Here is a 16,508-nt window from a genome sequence, read left to right as displayed (position 1 = left end):
TTACTGGACCAGGATATCGGCGTGCAGGGCTCCGGCCGCCTTGATGGCCTGGAGAATGGCGATGGTGGAGCGGGTATCGACGTGGGCGCGGGTCAGGCCCTGCACCAGGTCGGCGACCGTGGTGTCGGGGAACTGCACGACGGCGTCCTTGGACTCGGTCACCTCGAGCTTGGTGTTGGTGACGATCAGGCTGCGGACCCCGCCCTCCTCGTTGCCGCCGACGCCGCCGTAGGCGTAGCCGTAGATCGGCTGGGAGGCCTGGTTCTCGGCGGTCACCGAGACCCGCACGTCGCCTTGCGAGATCACCACGCTGGAGATCCGCACCCCGCCGCCGGCCACCACCGTGCCCGACCGCTCATTGATCACCACCCGGGCCTGGGCGTCGGGATTGACCCTGACGTTCTCGATCCGCGCGATCAGCCGGTAGAGGCGGGCGCGGTCGGCCTGCGCCGCGATCGACACGGCGTCGGCGTCGCGCACCGAGGCCACGCCGCCCCCCAGGGCCAGGTTGATCGCGTCGGCGACGCGCTCGGCGGTCGTGAAGTCCGGATCCTTGAGGATGAAGGTCAGCGCGCCGTCCGGGCCCAGCAGGTGGGCGTCGACGGCGGCCTCGACGGTGGCGCCCCCGGGCATGACCCCCGAGGTCGGATAATTCTTCTGCTGGCGGTTGAGGTCGGCGTCGAAGCGGTAGCCGCCGATGACCAGCTGTCCCTGGGCCAGGGCGTAGTGGCGCTGGTCGGGCCCCACGAGCGGGGTCATCAGCAGGGTGCCGCCCACCAGGCTGCGGGCGTCGCCGATCGACGAGACGGTGACGTCGATGCGGTCGCCGACATTGGCCGACGGCGGCAGGGTGGCGGTCACCATCACGGCGGCGACGTTGCGGCTCTGCACCTGGTCGGGCGACACGTTGACGCCCAGGCGGCCCAGCACGTTCTTCAGGGCCTGGCGGGTGACTTCGCTGCGCGGCGAGTCCCCCGAGCCCGACAGCCCGATCACCACGCCGTAGCCGACCAGGGCGTTGTCGCGCCAGCCCTGGAAACGGCCGATGTCCTTGACGCGGACCTCGTCGGCGAGGGCGGGCGCGGCGACCGCCGCCAGGGCGAGGACGGCGGCGACGAGGGCGAGCGGACGACGCATCACAGCAGGCCCAGCCAGTTGAAGATGCGCGCGGCCGCGCCGGGCTCGCCGCTGCGGGCCACGAAGCCCGAGCCGTCATAGTCGATCATCACGTCGGCCAGGCGCGACGAGACGATCGCGTTGTCGCGCGAGATGTCGTTGCGCCGCGCGCGGCCCTTCAGGCGGATGAAGGTGCGGTCGCCGTTGATGTTGAGCACCTGCTCGCCGGCGACATGCAGGTCGCCGTTGGGCAGGACGGCGTCGACGGTGATGCTGATCTGGGCCAGCAGCTTGCCCGAGCGGCCGGTCTGGCCCGAGCCCTCGTACTCGCCGCCCAGGTTCAGCTGGGCGCTCTTGCCGCCGGCGCTTCCGGACCGGGCGTCGCCGGACACGCGGTGGTTCTTGCGCGAGCCGGTCTGGGCGCTGTTGGTCGCGCTGGAGCTCTCGTAGATCACCACGGTGAGGGTGTCGCCGACCTGTTCGGCCTGGCGGTCGGAGGCCATGGCCGACCAGTTGCTCGGCTTGTAGAGATCGGAGGCGAGCGCCGGGCCGATCGGCGTGATCGCCACGGCCAGCGCCGCGACGGCGGCGCATGTCGCGTTCGGGACGACGCTCATTGGTCCTGCTCCACGGCGGGGACGGCGAAGATCCGGCCGCCCGCCTTGACGAAGAGCGGCTGGCCGGCCCGCGCGGGCTGCACCGCCTCGGCGGCGCGCTCGATCGTGACGGCGCCGACGCGGGCGGTGACGCGGACGTTCTGGCCAGGACGTACGGCGGCCAGCATGGTCGCGGGCGGCGCCGAAAGAACGTCGGTGATCGCCAGGGCGCGATCGGCGCGCAGGGCCTTGGCCGCGCGATCATAGCGCCAGGCCGCCCGCGGCGCGGAAACGGTTCCGCAGTCGACGTCGGCGAAGTCTTCGCCAGTGAGCACCTGGTCGGGATCGATCGCCCGGCGCGGCCGCACGCACGCGACCGGCGTCGAGGCGACAGCCGGCGTCGGCGCCGCCCGGCGCACCACGACCTTGGTGGTTTCGCCCGGCCGCCACTGGGCCAGCAGGGGCATGCGCCTGCGCCCGTAGGCGCCGATCTGTTCGGGGGTCAGCGTCGCCATCGCCCCGGGACGCAGGGCCAGGATCGGCGTAGCGGCGGCCCGCGCGCGAAGATCGGGGCGAAGGTCCGACAGGTCGGCCACGTCGCTCAGCCTTACGATCGAGTCCGTTATCTCCACCTGGCGCGGCGCGGGGGCGGGCGTACCCAGCGCCGGCGGCGTCGCCGCGGCGAGAAGGCTCCAGGCGAGGGACACTAGCGTTTCAGGCCGTTGGCGATCGCCATCAGCTGGTCGCCGGCCTGCACGACCTGCGCGTTGGCCGCATAGGCCCGCTGGGTCAGCAGCAGCGTCACCATCTCGTCGGAGATCTGCACGTTGGAGGCTTCGACCGAGCCCTGGACCAGAAGGCCCGCGCCGTCCTCGCCGGCGGCGAGCGTGGTCGCCCGGGCGCCGTCGGTCAGCTCGTAGAGCCCCTCGCCGATGGCCGAAAGGGCCGCGGAGTCGCGCACCATGGTCAGGTCGATGCGGCCGATCTCGTTACGGGTCTGGTCGTCGAAGATAGCGCTTACCCGGCCGTCCGCGCTGATCAGCAGGTCCTGCGCGCCGGTCGGAACCGCGATCATCCCGCGCAGCGACATGCCGTTGGCGGCGGAGAGAAAGCCGTCCTCGCCGACCTTCAGGGCGCCCCCGCGCCAGAGCACGCTGCGACCGGAAGGAGCCATCAGTTCGATGAAGCCGTCGCCGCGGATCGCCAGGTCCATGGACCCGCCGGTCTCGCGAAGGTCGCCTTGCGTGAAGACGCGCTCGGCGCCGCTGGAGGCCACGCCCGAAGGCTGGACGCCCTCGACCGTCGCCTGGCCCGAAGCGACCATTTCGGAGAACCGCACGGACGCGCGCTTGAACCCGGAGGTGTTCAGGTTGGCGATGTTGTTGGCGGTGACGTCGAGCGCGCCCTGCTGGGCCCGAAGCCCGGTGGCGGCGATGTAGAATGCACCGTTCATGCTCTAGACCTGCCCAAATGTGGTGATCGCCCGGCCCATCAGATCGTCGTAGACATTGGCCAGCCTCTGGCCGCTTTCGGCGCGGCGCAGCGCCTCCATGAGGGCCACCATCTCGTCGCCGCTGCTGACGTTGGACGACTCGAGCACGCCCTGGCGCACGACCGGGTTCTCCACCTCGGCGAGGGTCTCGGTCGGCGCGGAAAACAGGCCGGCCTCGGCGCGGGCGAACTTCGAGCGATCGGGGCTGTCGACGATCGCCAGGCGGCCGACGGGCTGGCCGTCGTCGAGGACGACGCCGTCGGCCGTGATCTTCACGGAGGCGCTTTGCACGACCACGTCGCCGCCGCCCTGAAGTTGCAGGGCGTGGCCCTGGACGGTCAGCAGCCGGCCGTCCTCGGTGCGCTTGAACTGGCCCTGCCGGGTGTAGAGCACCGCGTCGTCCTTGCGGACCGCGAAGAAGCCCTCGGCGCCCAGGCTCAGGTCGTAGGGGTTTTCCGTCATCACCGGCTTGCCGGTCGAAAAATCCGTTCCGGTCAGCGTCTGCAGGCGCGCCTGCGGCCCCACCAGGGCGGCGAAATCGATGCGTCGCTTATAGCCGGGGGTGGTCAGGTTCGCGAGATTCTGGGCGGCCAGTTCGGCCCTACGCTCCGACTGCCCAAGTATGCTCGACACATAATCGATGTACTGCCCCATAGGTCATGGCTAGCAAAAGGCCTCAACCTGAGGAAGCTTCAATCGTAGATTTTATTGCGAAATTTTTCACTCAACTGTCGATTTTGTAGAAAAGCTGAAAACGTCACTCAAGGTTAACGACATCGAATGACCGCAGGTCGATCGTATGCGGTATCTCGTTGACCGATACGATCGACAGCCGGGGCGCGGCGCGGCGGGTGAACGTGCGCAGATGGCGACGAACTTCGTGGCCGCACAGCAGCACGGGCGCCAGGTTCTGCTGCATCATCGCGTCGACCATCGGCACCAGTTTGCGCATGAGCTGTTCGGCCAGCCGGGGCTCGATCACCAGGCCGCTCTTGCCGTCGCTGCGGCGCACGCTCTCGGCGATCTGGGCCTCGACGCGGGGGCTGAGGCTGAGCACCGCGAGCTGCTCGTGGGCGCCGCGCAGGTCATGGCAGATGCCGTGGCTCAGCTTCTGGCGCACCAGCTCGGTGAGCTCGGCATGGTCCTTGGTGGCGCGGGCCACGTCGACCAGGGCTTCGGCGATCAGGTCGACATTGCGGATCGAGACGCTTTCGGCCAGCAGGTTCTGCAGGATCCGCTGGATGTCCGAGACGGTCATCAGGGCCGGGACCAGTTCCTCGACGAGGCCGGGCTGGCGGTTACGGACCCCTTCAAGCATCTGGACGACTTCGGCGCGCGTCAGCAGCGACGGGGCCTCCACCCGCATCACCTCGCCCAGGTGGGTCATCAGCACCGTGACGGGGTCGACCAGGGTGTAGCCGGAGTCCTGGGCGTGGTCGCGCTGGTCGGAATCGATCCAGACGCCGGGCAGGCCGAAGGCCGGATCCCGCGTCTCCAGCCCGGTAAGGGGCGGCTTGGCCGGTCCCGTTCCGATCGCCAGGGTCTGCTGGGGATAGAGCTTGCCGTGCGCGTGGCGAGAACCCGAGAGCACGATCTCGTAGGCGTTGGGATCCAGGTGCGCGCCGTCCTGGAAGAGCACGGCGGGGAACGCAAAGCCGGTCGCCTTCTCCTGCTGGCGGCGCAGCGTGGTGATCCGGTCGCTGAGCAGGGGCTTCATGGCCTGCCACTGCTGGCCCAGTTCGCGGCCGAGCAGGACCTCGACCGGCGGGGGCGCGCGATTTTCACCGGCGCCGGCCTCGTCGGCCGGAGCGTCGATGCTGGCGCCCATCAGGTCGTCGTCCTGGGGCTTCTTGCGCGTGGCGAACCAGACGGCGCCGAGCACGGCGATCAGGATCAGGATCGGCCACTTGGGCATGCCGGGCAGGGCCAGCAGGACCAGCAGGGCGCCCAGGACGATCAGCGGGATCTTGGGGATCGACGAGAGCTGGTTGAACACCTCGCCGCTCAACTGTCCGTCGGCGGAGGAGCGCGTGACGATGATGCCGGTGGCGACCGAGATGATCAGGGCCGGCACCTGGGTGACGATGCCGTCGCCGATCGTCAGCAGGGTGAAGGTCTTCAGGGCCTCGGACCAGTCCATGCCCATCTGCGCCACGCCGATGAACCACCCGGCGAAGATGTTGATCAGCAGGATGATCACGCCGGCGACGGCGTCGCCTTTGACGAACTTGCTGGCCCCGTCCATGGCGCCGTAGAAGGCGGCTTCCTTCTCCAGCTCCTTGCGGCGGCGCTTGGCCTCATGCTGGTCGATCAGGCCCATGTTGAGGTCGGCGTCGATGCTCATCTGCTGGCCGGGCACGGAGTCGAGCACGAAGCGCGCGGCGACCTCCGAGACACGCTGGGCGCCGGACGTCACCACCACGTACTGGACGACGACCAGGATGAAGAACACCACCAGGCCGACGACGTAGCTGCCCTGAACGGCGAAGGAGCCGACCGCGTCGATCACCTGGCCGGCATGGCCCTGGGTCAGGATCAGCCGCGTGGCGGCGACATTGAGCGCCAGTCGGTAGAGCGTCGCCACCAGCAGCAGGGACGGAAAGGTCGAGAACGACACCGGCTTGGCGACATAGAAGGTCAGCAGCAGGATCGTCAGGCCGAGCGAGAAGTTGGTGATGATGAACAGGTCCAGCAGCGCCGCCGGAATGGGCGTGAACAGGATGAGCAGGATCGCCACCACCCCGCCGACCAGGTAGAGGTCCTTGTTCTTGCTGATGAGACGCTGGATCATGGCACTATGGTTCCCTGGCGGGGTGTTCACGCCGGCGCTCGCGCAGCGTCATGTAGATCCTGGAGACGGGGCCGTAGTAGTCGGGCGGCACCGCCTGCCGTAGCTGGCAGCTGCGGTAGAGGGCGCGGGCGAGCGGCGGATCGGGCACGATCGGCACGCCGTAGCTGAAGGCCACCGCCTTGAGGCGCTGGGCGAACTGGTGGGCGCCCAGCGAGACGACGATCGGCGCCTCCATGCTGCGCGGGTCGTAGCGCAGCGCCACGGCGAAGTGGGTCGGATTGGTCAGCAGCACGTCGGCGCCGCGCATGTTGCGCAGGCTCTGGCTCATCTTGACGAATTCGCCGTGCAACTGCCTGCGCCGCTGCTTGATGCGCGGCTCTCCCTCGCGGTCGCGGGACTCGCGGCGCAGTTCGCGTCGGCTCATCCGCATCTGCTTGAGGAACTCGCGGCGGACCAGCCATTGATCCAGGAGGGCGAAGACCAGGGCCCCGCCGACGAAGAACATCAGCAGCCGGAAGCTCGTCCCCCCCATCGCCTGGGCCAGGCGGGCGGCGTCGGTCGCGGCGGGGCCGTCCACGGCCCAGGCGGCCTGCACGATCACGGTGGCGAGCGTGGCGTAGGCGCCGAACTTCAGGATGGTCTTGGCCGTCTCGATCAGGGTGCGCACCGAGAACACCCGCTTGAAACCCTTGGCGGGACTGAGGCGCGAGAAATCCGGCTTCAGGGGTTGGGTGGAGAAGACCAGGCCGGTCTGCACCACCTCGAACACGCCCACGACCAGGAAGATGGTCGCGCACAGAAGCGTCAGCGGGCGGAACATCGAGGTCAGGGCGCCGGCGGTGACGATCAGGATCTCGTGGCGGCTGGCCGAGACGTTCGGCGCGGCGACCAGGGCCTGCGCGGCCGCCCGCGTGAGCTGGGACCACACCGCGTCGCCGCTGATCCACAGATAGGCCAGCAGGGCGAACGAGCCGGTCAGGAAGCTGAGATCCATGCTCCGCGCGACGCTTCCCTTTTCCCGCGCCTTCTTCAGCTTGAAGGGGGTGGGCTTCTCCGAGCGGTTCTGTTCGGTGTTCTCCATCCTAGAGCAGGCCCGGAATGGCTTCGAGCGTCACGATCGCCAGCCGCGCGAGCAGGGCGCCCACCGAACCGATCATGATCGGCAGCACCAGCAGCAGAAGCAGGGTCTTGACCTGCAGGCCCAGGATCAGGACGTTCATCTGCGGCATGGTCCGGGCCATCAGGGCGATGGCGACATCGGCGATGAACAGGGTCAGGACCGCCGTGGCGACCACGCCGAAGCTGGTCATGAACACCACGGACATGAAGGCGGTCAGCGGCCGCAGGCTCTGGGGCGCGTGGCCCGTTCCCAGGGGGATCGCCTCGACGGAGGCCCGCAGCAGGCGCAGCAGTTCGGCATGGCCGTCCATGGCGAAGAACACCGCGCCGGCGGCGTAGGCCAGCAGCGTGCCGACCAGCGGCGTCTGCCCCCGGGTGGTGGGGTCGATCAGCATCGCCAGGCCGAAGCCCGCCTGGATGTCCACGGTTCGGCCGGCCAGGTAGAGGCCCGCGAACATCACCTGGAACGCCAGGACGAAGATCGCGCCGAGCAGCAGTTCGCGCGCCGCGGTCGCCAGCAGGTCGCCGGCCCCGAAGGCCGCAGCCCATTGTTCCTGGGGCAGGGACGAGGTCAGGAGGCCGGCCAGGCCAAGACCCAGGAACACGCGGAAGACCGGCGGGGTGCGCGTGAGGGTGAACGGCGGCGCCATGGCGAAGACGGGGCCGATCCGCAGGCTCAGGAGCAGGCTGGTCACCACCCACGAGGTCATGGTCTCGAACGCCATGGCCTCAGACGAGCGAGGGGATCATCTGGATCAGATGGGTGGCGAAGCTGGTGATGCGGCTCATCATCCAGCCGCCCAGCGCCATCAGCACCAGCACCGAGACGATCAGCTTGGGCACGTAGCTGAGCGTGGCTTCCTGAAGCTGGGTGGCCACCTGCAGCACGCTGACGACGAGGCCGACCAGCAGGGCCGCGATCAGGACCGGGGCGGAAACCACGGCGCTGTTCCAGAACAGCAGCTTCATCAATTCCAGAGCCTGATCGGCGCTCATCGTACTCACCCGCCCGCGAGCCTGACCTCCCACAAGCGGACGTTACGAACAAGAGGCGATCGCAACGAATGGACGAGTTAGTTGAGGTCGGTTTGCAACCGAGGCTAGCGCGCGCCGGATCGCAGGTCCTGGACCGCCCTTTTCAGCAGCGCGGCGGAATTGGGCTCGCCCTGAAGGGTCTCGACCACGCGCTCGACCACCTGCTGGAACTTGGCCTCGTTGAGAAGCTCGCTTCCGAAGCCTTCGGCCAGCACGGCCTCGATCAGCGCGCGGCTCAGTTGCCGGTCATCGACGTCGCGCACGGCCGCCAGGGCGTAGACGCCCTCGATCGTGGCGGCGTCCCGCGTGGTGGCCCGCGTCGTCCGCGCCTTGCCCGTCGTTCCGGCCGACCGCGCCTGCAGTCGTCGGCGCAGCAGGGCCACGAGGCCGTCGATGTTGGAGATGGGATCCACGAGCGCTTGGCGTCCAGGGCGGGTGATGCCTAGCCAGCCTTAGCGGAGTTGGGGCCGGGCGCAAACCCGCCGTCCGGATCTGCGACAACTGCGGGACCGGCTGGCCTGGCCGGGGCGCCGTCCGGTCCCTTGATCGCGCGTCCCCGCTTTCAGCGGGCCTTTGGTCCAGCTCGGTCTCGCTTTCCGCGTGGACGGGTCTTGTTCCTGCGTGTTCTCCGGCGCTGTTGACTGGGTCGTGGCGCGCTTTTTCGAGGAAGCGTCGGCCCGAGGCGTCGCTTGCTAGAGGGGGGAGAGCTGGCTTAGCGCAGTGCGGATGAAATCGGGGAAGTTGGAAGGGCGTGCGGCCTTGAGCGCCCCGTAGGCGTCGATCTCGACGACGCTCCCCGTCCTGGTGTCAAACCCAAACAAAACGCCACTCATGTTGTCGCCGAAAAGGGCGACGTGGTTCGACCATTCGGGTTCGAAATCGAATATTTCTCTGGGGTCCACGAGTCCGTCGTATAGCTTTAGCGCATCGTCTCCGATGGTGCCGTGGCCGATATTTGTTATGAAATCCACGTAGGACTGCGGGATGATTTCTTTACCTGGCTTATATTCATCGATCCCGATTACCGGGCCGGTCGTCAATTGATCGATCGGCGAACCATTGCCTTTTGCAGACATCAGGTCATCGAACTCGCTCATCTTATTGACCTCCGAATAGACTGCGAGCAGGGCCACCAGCCCGGTGGATACCCCCTTGATGCTGTTTGGGGAACGCGGCCGGGTGGAGATTCCACCATGAATTCGGTCCGCCGTTCGACAGCTCGATTATGTGGTGCGCATCATACCGATCTCCGGCCTTCCGCAGGAGGCCGCCGCGGGAAGAGATTACGTTTTCCTGGTAGGTTGGCCAAGTTTGACCGGTATTTTTCTCCCATTGGGAAATTAGACCGGAACGGCTTTTGCTGAACTCGGCGCGACTGACCGCCAGGGCGTCATCCGTCAATTTCGCGGAGTAGTCATTGGCCCTCAGGGCGTCAGCGAGTTCGCTTCGCTGACCAGGACCAATCGCGCGACCGGTCTGGACCTCGATGTCACGAATGTATGTTCGCGCGGAGGCGCCCAGGGGCGTCCAACCGCTCCGCGCTCCGGCCGCCGCGCTTTCCGCGGCCAAGGCCTCGGCCGTCGCAACTCGTCCGCCGAGGGTCAGGGCCCGCATTCCCTGCACGCCCTTGACCGCGGCGCCCGCCATCGGGACGACATTGACGCCATAGTCGACGATCTTGTCGCCGGCGGCGTAGCTCCCGGCGGCCACGCGGTTCAGGTCGTTGCTGGCGAGGTCGGCGCCGATGGTGCGCATCTGGCCGATCTCGGCGCCGACGGCGGACTTGACGTCGGCCACCAGGTCACGTCGGCCCGAGAGGTAGTCGCCGGCCCGTTGCGCGATCGGATCGGTGAGCGTGCGGATGTTGGGGCCGGGCAGGCTCAGGCCGGTGGCGTCCTGCAGCATCCCGTTGGCGAGGCCTATCGGACTGGCGTTGACCCCCACGACGGCCGCGGTCTTGACCGTGCCGGTCACCAGGTCGACCGCCGAGCCGGCGGCGCCGAGGGCCAGGTTGGGGGTCATCACGGCCTGTTTCTTCAGCGCCGCGCCGAAGCCGGGCAGGCCGGCCCGCTCGAAGCCGTTCCCGGCGCTGTAGAGGGCGTAGCTCGGAAGCGCCGTGGCCAGGAAGACCTTGGACTGGACGTCTGATTTGACCTTGGCGGAGGCCAGGTCGAAGACGTTGTTGGCGAACGCCACCGAGCCCGAATAGCCGTCGGAGAACTGCTGGTAGAGCCTCTTGCCGATGACGATCACCTCGTCGACGAGGGTCGGGTCGTCGACGCCGGCGGATGCCGAAGCGGCCGGCGGACGGTAGTCCGGGCTCGTGCGCACGGACTTGGCGGCGTAGTCGACGGCCCGGCTGATGCTCCCCAGCGGGTCCTTCAGGAAGCCGCCGACGGCGCTCCAGGCGCGATCCCACAGGCTGGGCCGGGTAGGCGAGACGCCGCCCACCGGCTCGCCGGGCGCGACGAGGTAGCGGACCCCCATGGGGGCCTCGAAGAAGTTGCCATCTCCATCGTGGTACAGTCCGGGGAAGCCCCACGTCTCGCCGCCGCCACCGGCTTGCGGAGCCGCGGGGCTGTCGTCGCTCGCCGCTTGCCCGGAGGCGGACCCGCCGCCGCCGATCCTGTCGGTCAGGGCCCGGCCGATCGTGCTGCCGACCACGCTGGGGAGCAGGGCGTTGATGTTGTCGCCGAAGTCCGAGCCGTCGATCAGGCTGCGCGCTCCGGCCCCGGCGATCGCCGCGGCCGTGCCGGTCAGGGCTGGCTTGAGGAGCTTGGGCGCGGGCACCCAGTTGGCCTTGCCCAACGCCTGGCCGACCACGCCGTCGGCGCCGGCCATCACCGCGCTGACCGCCACGTCGGTCCAGCTGAACTTGTCCTGCAGGCCGGTGGCCACCGCCACGCCCTGGCTGACCACGTTGGACGCCGCGGCCTTGAGCATCTGCTCCAGGATGGTGCCCTTCGGGTCGCCGGCGACCATGGCGGTGAGGGCGGCCTTGCCGACCGCCTTCCAGCTGAACTTGTCCTGGACGCCCGTGGCCATCGCCGTCAGCTGTCCCGCGGCGCTGCCGATGGCGGCGCTGCCGGCCAGGGCGGCGGCCGTGGCCGCGCCGGCCTTCATCCCGAGCGCCGCCGAACCCGCCTGCAGGATGGGGTAGGTCACGATCGTCACCACGATGGCCACGACCGCGGCCAGGATGCTGCCGATCACTCCGCAGCCCTTGCCCTTGCGGGTCGGCGCCACCTGGTCGGGCGCGACCGAGCCGAGCGCCCGGGTCGGGTCGTAGGCCTGGAAGGTGTCGCTGCTGTGGTGGACGTTGGTGACCTGGGCCGGCAGTTGCAGCCGCGCGCCCTGGACCAGGGTGTCGGCGCCGGTCAGGCCGTTGAAGTTGGCGATCAGGTACCACAGGCTGGCGTCGCCCCAGACGCTGGCGGCGATCGATTGCAGCGTGTCGCCCTGGACGACCGTGTAGGTCGGCGCGCCTTCGGCCTCGGCCAGGGAGTTGGCGTTCAGCGCGTCGTACTGCTGGTCCATGTCGGCGTAGGAAGTCGCCGCGCCGCCCTGGAAGGCCGTGCTCTGGGCCCCTGACGAGCGCTGGGCGATCGAGGCGGCGTAGTTGGTCTTTCCGTTGGGGCCGTCGTTGCCGATGTTGGCCCGCTGGATGTTGTTGAAGCGGTAGTAGTACTCGACCGGATTAGCCGACGCGGCGCTGGCCTCCTTGCGCGAGATGACCTGGCCGGCGGCGTTGGTGACGTAATTCACCGTGCGCGGGCGGCCGTCCTGGATGGCCACCGAGACCACGTTGCCGCTGGTGTCGTAGGTGAAGGTCGAGACGTTGACCGTCGACTTGGTGATGTCGGGCCGGATGGTGATGGTGTTCTGCTGGGGCCCGTCCCACCAGACATAGGTGTTGACGGTCTCGCTGGTCGGCTGGGCCGTCGTCTGGCCCGACTTGATCTGGCTGGAGGTCGTGCGGGTGTGCACCACCATCCCGCCCAGATAGGCGCCCGTATAGACGCCGCCGCCGACATCGGCCTTGTAGTCGTAGGTGGTGTTGGCGGTGATGATCGCGCCGTCGGACTGCAGGGTCGAGGTCTGGGAGAGGATCACCTGCGAGCCGGCGTCGTAGGTCGACTCCTCGCTGTAGGCGATCTTGCCGTCCGCGCCGTATTCGGTGTGCATGGTCAGCCGGCCCATGCTGTCGCGGACGTTGCGCACGCGAAGCGCGCCGTTGATGAAGACGGTAGAGAGATAGCCGCTGGCTGTGTAGGCGTAGGTCTCGTTGTTGCCGGTCGAGACGGCCGACTTGCGCCGGCCCGCGGCGTCGTAGGTCAGGTCGACGCCGTTGGCGCCGCGGCCGATGGTGTTGCCGGCCGCCCCGCGGGTCTGGGCGGCCTGGCCCTGGGCGTCGAGCAGGACGCCGCCGGTGGTCACGAAGCGGTTCATGCTGTCGTAGCGGAACCACTGTTCCTTGCTGGTCAGCGCGCCGGACACCAGGTCGCGATAGGTCGAGGCGATCAGGCGGACGTTGTTGTTGGCGTCGTACTCGTAGTTGATGTCGACCGGGTTTGCGGCGTCCTCGCCGCTGTCGACGAAGCGGGTGACCCGGCCGAGCGCGTCATAGGTGACCGATGCGTCCTGCAGCGACCGCGTCCACTGATAGGCCAGGCCCTCCTCGTCATAGCCGGTGTAGGTGACCAGGGTGGTCTCGTGGGTGCGCCGGCCGGCCAGGTCGTAGCTGTAGGACTGCGACGACTGCGATCCGCCGACGCCGAAGTTCAGGTTGATCTCGGAGGCCAGGGCGCCGGTGTTGAAGTAGGTGTAGCGCAGGTCCTGGCCGACATTGTTGGTCTTCTGGACCAGGCGGCCGGCCAGGTCGTAGGTCAGGTTCGTGACGTGGCCGCCGAAGTCCGTCGCCCCTGCCGAGCGTCCGAAATAGTCGGTGCTGGCGCTGGAGGTCAGGCCCGCGGCGTTGGTGGTTGTCTGGATCCAGCCGCCGAACACGCCCAGGCCCGTCGTGGCCAGCGTGGCGTCGTAGGCATAGGCGTAGGTGGTCGCATAGCCGTTGAAGTCGATCTGCGACACCACTCGGCCGTTCAGGTCGTAGTCGGTGCGCTCGGCCAGGGCCGTGGTGCCCAGCTGCGAGTTGGCGTGTCGGATGCGCTGGCCCAGGCCGTCATAGGTGTAGCTGTCGACGAGGCTCTGGGCCGAGCCCGACAGGCCGATGAACTGCTGGCGGTTCAGGATGCTGCCGTCGGCGAAGCGGATCTCGCTGACCCCGTACTGCGTGCCCATGAGCTGGTTCGTCAGCAGGATGCGGTCGCCGATTCCGAAGGCGATGATCAGGTTGCTGCCGCTGCCGGTGAAGTAGAGGTCGGCGGCGGTGATGCCGGGCCCCAGCTGCAGGATCGCGGTGCTGGCGCCCGAGCCCTGGTCGGCCCGGATCTCCACCGCGCCGTAGCCGGCGTTGAAGACATAGGTGTCGGCGCCGCCCCGGCCCGCGACGAAATGGGCCAGGCCGTGGGTGTCGAGGGTCTCGGCGGCGGCGGTGCCATAGATGCGCCGGTTGGCCCACGAACCGCTGGCGACCAGGTCGATCATCTGCTGGCGGTTCAGCGTCGAGCCGTCGTCGAACTCGACCAGATCGACGCCGTAGTAGGTACCGCTCAGGAACTGGTTGGTGATCTGCACCCGATCGCCGTTGGGACCGGTGATGACCAGCGCGGTGTCGGCGGCGGAGAAGATCAGGTTGGCGAGCGAGAAGCCGGGACCCATTCTCAGGACCGAACCCGGGCCGGAGGACTGCTGGATCTCGAGCGGCCCGTAGCCGGCCTCGTAGACGAAGGTGTCGGCGCCGCCGCGGCCGTTCACGTAATGGGCCAGGCCGTGGGTGTCGAAGGTCTGGGCGGCCGAAGATCCGTGGAGGTTGCGGTTGGCGGCCGAGCCCGTGATCACCCGGTCGAGGAGCTGCTGGCGGTTCAGCGTGCTGCCGTCGGCGAACTGTAGCGTTCCGACGCCGTAGTAGTCGGCGCTGGTGAACTGGTTGATGAGCCGGATCTCGTCGCCGCCGGCGGCGGTGATGGTCAGCATGCCGTTGCTGTCGGCCGAGAAGGTCAGGTTGGAGGCCGAGAACCCGGCGCCCATCAGCAGCACCGAATTGGTTCCGCCGGACTGGTTTATCTCCACGGCGCCGTAGCCGACGTTGTAGATGAAGGTGTCGGTTCCGCCGCGGCCGTTGGCGAAGCCGGCCAGGCCGTGGGTGTCGATGATCTCGTTGCCGGACGAGCCGTAGATGTTGCTGTTCGCGGCCGAGCCGCTGACCACCCGGTCGAGCATCTGCTGGCGGTTCAGCGTGGACCCGTCGGCGAACAGGATGGTTCCGACGCCGTAATAGGTCCCGCTGGTGAACTGGTTGATGAGCTGGATCCGGTCGCCCGCCGCGCCGGCGATGGTCAGGCCGCCGTTGCTGTCGGCGGTGAAGACCAGGCCGGCCAGGGTGATGCCGGCGCCCAGTTGCAGCACCGAGTTGGAGCCGTTCGACTGGTTGATCTCCAGCGCGCCATAGCCGGCGTTGTAGATGTAGGTGTCGGTTCCGCCGCCGCCGGTGATGCGGCTGTAGACGCCCGCGCTGTCCAGCGTTTCGGAGGCGGCCGTGCCCGAGAGGGTTCCGCCGCTCGGCGTGGCGGGCGTGATGGCCGCCGTGATCTGCTCGCGGCTGAGGACCGTGCCGTCGGCGAACTCGATCGAGCCGATGCCGTAGCTGGTGCTGGCGTACTGGTAGTCGACGACGATCCGGTCGCCCGCCTGGCCAGTGATGATCAGGTCGCTGCTGGTCTTGGTGAAGCGCAGGCTCGAGAGGGTGATGCCGGCGCCGAACCGCAGGACGGATGCGGTTCCGGAATATTGGGTGATGGTCAGGGCGCCGTAGCCGGCGTTGTAGAGGAAGGTGTCGGCGCCGCCGTTGCCCCGGATGTAGTGGGCCTGGCCGTGGGTGTCGAAGGTGTCGGCGCCCGAGGTGCCGTACAGATTGCGATTGGCGGCCGTGCCGCTGGTCGCGATGTCGATCATCTGCTGGCGATCGAGCGTCGTGCCGTCGGCGAACTGCAGCAGGCCGACGCCGTAGTTGGAGCCGTAGAACTGGTTGCTGATCTTGACCCGGTCGCCGTTGGCGCCGGTGATGATCAGGTTGCCGCTCGAGTCGCCGGCGAACGACAGGCCGACGATCGTGATGCCGGCCCCGAACTGCACGATGGAGTTGGAGCCGAAGATCTGGCTGATCTCCAGCGCGCCGTAGCCGGCGTTGTAGATGAAGGTGTCCTGGCCGCCGCCGCCCTGAGCGTAATAGGCCAGGCCGTGGCTGTCGAAGGTGTCGGCGCCGGACGTTCCGTAGAGGCGGGGGGTGTTGGCCGTGCCGGTGGTCGCCAGGTTGATCAGCTGCTGGCGGTTCAGCGTCGTTCCGTCGGCGAACTGGACCAGCCCTATGCCCCAGCTGGATCCGCCGAACTGGTTGTCGACCTGGATGCGTTCGCCGTTGGGGCCGGTGATGACCAGGTTGCTCAGGTAGTCGCTGGAGAACACCAGGTTGCTCAGGTCCAGGCCCGCGCCCAATTGCAGGACCGAGTCCGTTCCGTAGACCTGCTGGATCTCCAGGTCGCCGTAGCCGGCGTTGTAGACGAAGACGTCGGCGCCGCCCTCGCCTCGGATGTAGTAGGCCTCCCCGCGGCTGTCGAAGGTGTCGGCGCCCGAGGTGCCGTAGAAGGCGCGGTTGCCGGCCGAACCGGTGAACGCCAGCTGGGCGATCTGCTGGCGGTCCAGCGTGGTTCCGTCACCGAACTTGATCAGGCCGACTCCGTAGACCCGGCCGAACTGGCCGGTGACCTGGATGCGGTCGCCCGCGGCGTTGACGATGATCAGGTTGCCGCTGGAGTCGCTGGTGAGCAGCACGCTGGAGAGCGTGACGCCCGGCTCGAACTCCAGAATGCCGACAGGGGTGGTCAGGCCGGTCCAGGCGTTGATCACCACCGATCCCACGCCGGTGCGCACCAGGAAGGTGTCGGCGCCGCCATTGCCGTTGATGATCGACGGGCCGCGGATGTCGAAGGTTTCCGCGCCTGTGGCGCCGTTGAAGGTCAGGGGCGTGGAGGTCGAGGCGTGCGCCAGGCTTACCAGGCGTCCCATGCCGTCATAGGTGCGCGTCTCCACCGCGCCGATCTCGTTGATGCTGGTCCGGGCGTCGCGGAAGACGTCGTAGCCGGTCTGGACCACGCCGCCGTCGGCGTGCCGCTCGGAGATCGCCAGCGCCTGGTCGTCGCCGTAGCCGCTGCCGGCGAGGAGTTGCCTTGTGGTGAGGGCGCCG

At 68.3% G+C, this 16,508-nt stretch carries 12 protein-coding genes; all 12 read right to left on the bottom strand.

Going from position 1 to position 16,508, the window contains the following annotated elements; genetic code table 11:
* Positions 1 to 1,137: a flagellar basal body P-ring protein FlgI gene (locus V6S85_RS21610; protein ID WP_334350193.1), complete on the bottom strand. Its 1,137-nt coding sequence runs from the start codon at positions 1,135 to 1,137 to the stop codon at positions 1 to 3.
* On the bottom strand, positions 1,137 to 1,733 hold the full coding sequence (locus V6S85_RS21605) for a flagellar basal body L-ring protein FlgH (protein ID WP_334350192.1): 597 nt from the start codon (positions 1,731 to 1,733) through the stop codon (positions 1,137 to 1,139). Before V6S85_RS21605 ends, V6S85_RS21610 begins: the two co-directional genes overlap by 1 nt.
* On the bottom strand, positions 1,730 to 2,419 hold the full coding sequence (locus V6S85_RS21600) for a flagella basal body P-ring formation protein FlgA (RefSeq protein WP_334350190.1): 690 nt from the start codon (positions 2,417 to 2,419) through the stop codon (positions 1,730 to 1,732). Before V6S85_RS21600 ends, V6S85_RS21605 begins: the two co-directional genes overlap by 4 nt.
* On the bottom strand, positions 2,419 to 3,165 hold the full coding sequence (locus V6S85_RS21595) for a flagellar hook-basal body protein (protein ID WP_334350189.1): 747 nt from the start codon (positions 3,163 to 3,165) through the stop codon (positions 2,419 to 2,421). The genes V6S85_RS21600 and V6S85_RS21595 overlap by 1 nt, the downstream gene beginning before the upstream one ends.
* 3 nt (positions 3,166 to 3,168) lie before the next feature.
* A complete protein-coding gene (locus tag V6S85_RS21590; RefSeq protein WP_334350188.1) occupies positions 3,169 to 3,858 on the bottom strand; it encodes a flagellar hook-basal body protein in 690 nt (229 codons plus the stop codon).
* Between the two features lie 103 nt (positions 3,859 to 3,961).
* A complete protein-coding gene (locus V6S85_RS21585; protein ID WP_334350187.1) occupies positions 3,962 to 5,995 on the bottom strand; it encodes a flagellar biosynthesis protein FlhA in 2,034 nt (677 codons plus the stop codon).
* 4 nt (positions 5,996 to 5,999) lie between these two features.
* A complete protein-coding gene (locus tag V6S85_RS21580) occupies positions 6,000 to 7,076 on the bottom strand; it encodes an EscU/YscU/HrcU family type III secretion system export apparatus switch protein (protein WP_334350186.1) in 1,077 nt (358 codons plus the stop codon).
* A 1-nt stretch (position 7,077) separates the two neighbouring features.
* A complete protein-coding gene (locus tag V6S85_RS21575) occupies positions 7,078 to 7,839 on the bottom strand; it encodes a flagellar biosynthetic protein FliR (RefSeq protein ID WP_334350185.1) in 762 nt (253 codons plus the stop codon).
* Positions 7,840 to 7,843: 4 nt separating this feature from the next.
* Positions 7,844 to 8,110 carry a flagellar biosynthesis protein FliQ gene (gene fliQ, locus V6S85_RS21570; RefSeq protein WP_116491088.1) on the bottom strand — a complete coding sequence of 89 codons (267 nt, stop codon included), beginning with the start codon at positions 8,108 to 8,110 and terminating at the stop codon, positions 7,844 to 7,846.
* A 104-nt stretch (positions 8,111 to 8,214) separates the two neighbouring features.
* Positions 8,215 to 8,562, bottom strand: coding sequence for a hypothetical protein (locus tag V6S85_RS21565; RefSeq protein ID WP_116567186.1), 348 nt, complete (start codon positions 8,560 to 8,562; stop codon positions 8,215 to 8,217).
* A 279-nt stretch (positions 8,563 to 8,841) separates the two neighbouring features.
* Positions 8,842 to 9,246 carry a hypothetical protein gene (locus V6S85_RS21560; protein WP_334350184.1) on the bottom strand — a complete coding sequence of 135 codons (405 nt, stop codon included), beginning with the start codon at positions 9,244 to 9,246 and terminating at the stop codon, positions 8,842 to 8,844.
* Position 9,247: 1 nt separating this feature from the next.
* Positions 9,248 to 16,508 (bottom strand): calcium-binding protein (locus tag V6S85_RS21555; protein ID WP_334350183.1); only part of this gene is annotated, 7,261 nt, incomplete at its 5' end.

The organism is Caulobacter sp. CCNWLW153, assembly GCF_036889365.1.
Taxonomy (GTDB): domain Bacteria; phylum Pseudomonadota; class Alphaproteobacteria; order Caulobacterales; family Caulobacteraceae; genus Caulobacter; species Caulobacter radicis.
This window is presented reverse-complemented; position numbering and strand designations above follow the sequence as displayed.

Excerpts from the sequence above, each read along its gene's own strand:
- V6S85_RS21610 (WP_334350193.1), bottom strand. The coding sequence starts at position 1,137 with ATGCGTCGTCCGCTCGCCCTCGTCGCCGCCGTCCTCGCCCTGGCGGCG.
- V6S85_RS21605 (WP_334350192.1), bottom strand. The coding sequence starts at position 1,733 with ATGAGCGTCGTCCCGAACGCGACATGCGCCGCCGTCGCGGCGCTGGCC.
- V6S85_RS21595 (WP_334350189.1), bottom strand. The coding sequence starts at position 3,165 with ATGAACGGTGCATTCTACATCGCCGCCACCGGGCTTCGGGCCCAGCAG.
- V6S85_RS21590 (WP_334350188.1), bottom strand. The coding sequence starts at position 3,858 with ATGGGGCAGTACATCGATTATGTGTCGAGCATACTTGGGCAGTCGGAG.
- V6S85_RS21585 (WP_334350187.1), bottom strand. The coding sequence starts at position 5,995 with ATGATCCAGCGTCTCATCAGCAAGAACAAGGACCTCTACCTGGTCGGC.
- V6S85_RS21580 (WP_334350186.1), bottom strand. The coding sequence starts at position 7,076 with ATGGAGAACACCGAACAGAACCGCTCGGAGAAGCCCACCCCCTTCAAG.
- V6S85_RS21575 (WP_334350185.1), bottom strand. The coding sequence starts at position 7,839 with ATGGCGTTCGAGACCATGACCTCGTGGGTGGTGACCAGCCTGCTCCTG.
- fliQ (WP_116491088.1), bottom strand. The coding sequence starts at position 8,110 with ATGAGCGCCGATCAGGCTCTGGAATTGATGAAGCTGCTGTTCTGGAAC.
- V6S85_RS21560 (WP_334350184.1), bottom strand. The coding sequence starts at position 9,246 with ATGAGCGAGTTCGATGACCTGATGTCTGCAAAAGGCAATGGTTCGCCG.